This is a genomic window from Nocardioides sp. (genome assembly GCF_035429765.1).
GTDB lineage: Bacteria > Actinomycetota > Actinomycetes > Propionibacteriales > Nocardioidaceae > Nocardioides.
Genome location: NZ_DAOMFK010000278.1, coordinates 1 through 2998, shown reverse-complemented (window position 1 = coordinate 2998; position 2998 = coordinate 1). Strand labels below are relative to the sequence as shown.

The window sequence follows — 2998 nt, the reverse complement described above, 5'->3', positions numbered from 1 at the left end:
TGGGCCCCCAGGCGTTTCGCTGAGGTCCTCGAGCGGCTGGCCGACGCGCTAGTGCTGGTCCGCGACGCCGCCCGCGCCTGCCTGTCGGCGTACCCCAAGGAGTCCGACGCGGAGGAGGCCGACGCCGGCCGCAGCCAGGCCCGGGGGATGGTGCAGGAGGTCTTCGTCACCGCCGAGCGGATGGCGGCCGGGGTCGAGAGCGACGTCTTGTGGCTGGCCGAGGCCGGCGACCGGGTGCCCGCGCGCCTGTGCGTGGCGCCGCTGGAGGTGTGGGGACCGCTGCGGGAGAAGCTGTTCCGCGGCAAGAGCGTCGTGCTCACCTCCGCGACGCTGCGGCTCGGCGGGGACTTCTCCGCGGTGGCGACCTCGGTCGGGCTCAGGCCCTCCGAGCGGCTCGCCGAGGAGGACGACGAGGGGCCGCCGGCCGGGGACGACGTGATCGGCTGGCGTGGGCTGGACGTCGGCTCGCCCTTCGACTACTCCCGGCAGGCGATCCTCTACGTCGCCCGGCACCTGCCCCCGCCCGGCAGGGACGGGCTGGGCCCGGCCCGCCTGGAGGAGATCTGCGAGCTGGTCGACGCCGCGGACGGCCGGACGTTGGGGCTGTTCTCCTCGCGGCGCGCCGCGGAGGAGGCGGCGGCGACGGTCCGGGAGCGGCTCCCGCACCTCACCACGCTGGCCCAGGGGGAGGCCCAGCTCCCCGAGCTGGCCAGACAGTTCGTGGCCGACCCGCACACCTGCCTGTTCGGCACGCTCAGCCTCTGGCAGGGGCTGGACGTGCCGGGCGACACCTGCCAGCTCGTCCTCATCGACCGGATCCCCTTCCCGCGCCCTGACGACCCGCTGATGTCGGCGCGGCAGCGGGCCGCCGACAAGGCGGGCGGCAACGGGTTCATGCAGGTCGCGGCCACCCACGCCGCGCTGCTGCTCGCCCAGGGGGCCGGTCGCCTGATCCGCACCACCGAGGACCGCGGGGTCGTCGCGGTGCTGGACCCCCGGCTGGTCACGGCACGCTACGGCGGGTTCCTCAAGGCCAGTCTGCCCCCCATGTGGCCGACGACCGATCCCGCCGTGGTGCGCACCGCCCTGGCCCGGCTCGCCGCCGCGCGCTGACCCCGCGGTCGGTCCTCAGACCCGGCGCAGGACCGCGGTGACCTTGCCCAGGATCGTGGCGTGGGTGCCGTCGATCGGGTCGTAGGCGGCGTTCTGCGGGAGCAGCCAGACCTGCCCGTCGCGCCGCTGGAAGGTCTTCACGGTGGCCTCACCGTCGATCATCGCCGCGACGATCTCGCCGTTGTTGGCCGTCGGCTGCTGGCGGATCACGACGTAGTCGCCGTCGCAGATGGCGGCCTCGATCATCGAGTCGCCGGAGACCTCGAGCAGGAACAGGGTGCCCTCGCCCACCAGCTGGCGCGGCAGCGGGAAGACGTCCTCGACACGCTCCTCGGCCAGGATCGGGCCACCGGCCGCGATCCGGCCCACCACAGGGACGTAGGAGGCGGCCGGCAGCGCGTCGCCCACCCCGGTCGGGTCCAGGCTGGACTCGTCGGCGGCGGAGATGGCCCGCCGGGCCGCCATCACCTCGGGCAGGAACACCTCCAGAGCCCGGGGCCGGTTGGGGTCGCGCTTGAGGTAGCCCTTCTGCTCGAGCACCTTCAGCTGGTGGGCCACGCTCGAGGAGCTGGTCAGCCCCACCGCGTCACCGATCTCGCGCATGCTCGGCGGGTAGCCCCGCTGCTCGATGGAGTCCTTGATGTGGGCCAGCACCCGCTGCTGGCGCGGGGTGAGGCCGGTGGCGTCGGCGGGACCGTCGGGAAGCTCGCTCACCGTGGCGCGGGGAGTGCCCGCCTGGGAGCCGCTGTGGTGCCGCGGGGTTCTGGCCATCGCCGGGGTGCCTCCTGCTTGCCGAAGTGGGTGAGGCCACGCTAGCCCGTCGGCGGGCCAAGTTCAAACAGGTGTTCGAACGGCGTGTCGCGCGCCGGTGGCCGTTCGCGCGGGGCCGAGCGGGGCTTGCGCGATTCGAACACGTGCTCTACCGTCGTACATGTGTTCGATCGAACGTCTGATCGAGTGGCCCCGGAGCGGCGGGGCGGGCGGGGCTCGCGGCCCGCCGGGAGGAGGCCGGCAGGACTGTCGGTGGCCACCGCTAGACAAGGACCGACGCACCACCACCGGCCGACACCACTTCCCCAGGAGGCCCCGATGAGCACCGTCGCCGTCACCCACATCCACCCGACCCGGGGCGAGCGCACCGCCCGCCCCCAGGCCCCGGCCAGGTCCGGCTCCGGCCACGTCCGGCTGACCCGACGCGGAAGGGTCGTCGTCTGGCTGCTGGCGCTGGGCCTGCTGCTCGGCGTGGTCCTGGTGCTCGGGGCGGGCTCGGTCGCCACCGAGCGGCCCGGCCCCCCGGAGCCCACCCGGGTGGTGATGGTCGACGAGGGCGACACCCTCTGGGGCCTGGCCTCCGACCTGACGACCGACGGCGACGTGCGCGCCATGGTGGAGCGGATCCAGCGGCTCAATGCCCTGGACTCCGCCCTCGTCCAGGTGGGGCAGAAGCTGCGCGTCCCGGTCAGCGAGTGACCGGGAGCGTGACGGCTACGGCCGGACCCACGCGGGGTCACGGCCGATGAACCCGAGCAGCCGGGACTGCACGTCGGCGTCCGCCGGGACGGGGACCCGCGCGCCGTACTGTCCCGAGCCGCGGATCACCTCCTCCATCGGCTCCATGCCGGCCAGCAGGTCGGCGCAGACCTCGGCGTCCAGGCGGTCGTCCTGCCCGGTGGCCCGGGCCAGGTCCCAGGTGTGCAGGAAGACGTCGGTCGTGTAGAACCGGTCCACCGCCTCCGCGAGCGGGAGCTCGCCCAGGTGCGGGTTGCGCAGCACGCGTCCCTGGGTCGCCGGGTCCTCCAGCAGGGCCTGTACCGCGTCGGCGTGCACCTGCCAGGCGCCGACCGCGCCCACGTCCGCCGACGGGACGGCCGGCAGCTCCACGGCC

4 protein-coding genes are annotated in these 2998 nt (G+C 74.5%); 2 read left to right on the top strand and 2 right to left on the bottom strand.

From position 1 onward, the window contains the following. Positions 1-1113, top strand: a 1113-nt coding sequence (locus tag PLP61_RS16085; RefSeq protein WP_324503775.1) for an ATP-dependent DNA helicase, incomplete at its 5' end; no start/stop codon positions are given. 15 nt (positions 1114-1128) lie between these two features. On the opposite strand, the gene lexA is transcribed toward PLP61_RS16085, so the two are convergent. After that, positions 1129-1884 carry a transcriptional repressor LexA gene (lexA, locus tag PLP61_RS16080; protein ID WP_324503773.1) on the bottom strand — a complete coding sequence of 252 codons (756 nt, stop codon included), beginning with the start codon at positions 1882-1884 and terminating at the stop codon, positions 1129-1131. Positions 1885-2202: 318 nt separating this feature from the next. Between lexA and PLP61_RS16075 the strand changes: the two genes are divergently transcribed. Continuing rightward, a complete protein-coding gene (locus PLP61_RS16075) occupies positions 2203-2583 on the top strand; it encodes a LysM peptidoglycan-binding domain-containing protein (protein WP_324503772.1) in 381 nt (126 codons plus the stop codon). Positions 2584-2598: 15 nt separating this feature from the next. Here the strand turns inward: PLP61_RS16075 and PLP61_RS16070 are convergent. Then, positions 2599-2998: DinB family protein (locus PLP61_RS16070; protein WP_324503771.1), on the bottom strand; the 400-nt coding region annotated here is incomplete at its 5' end.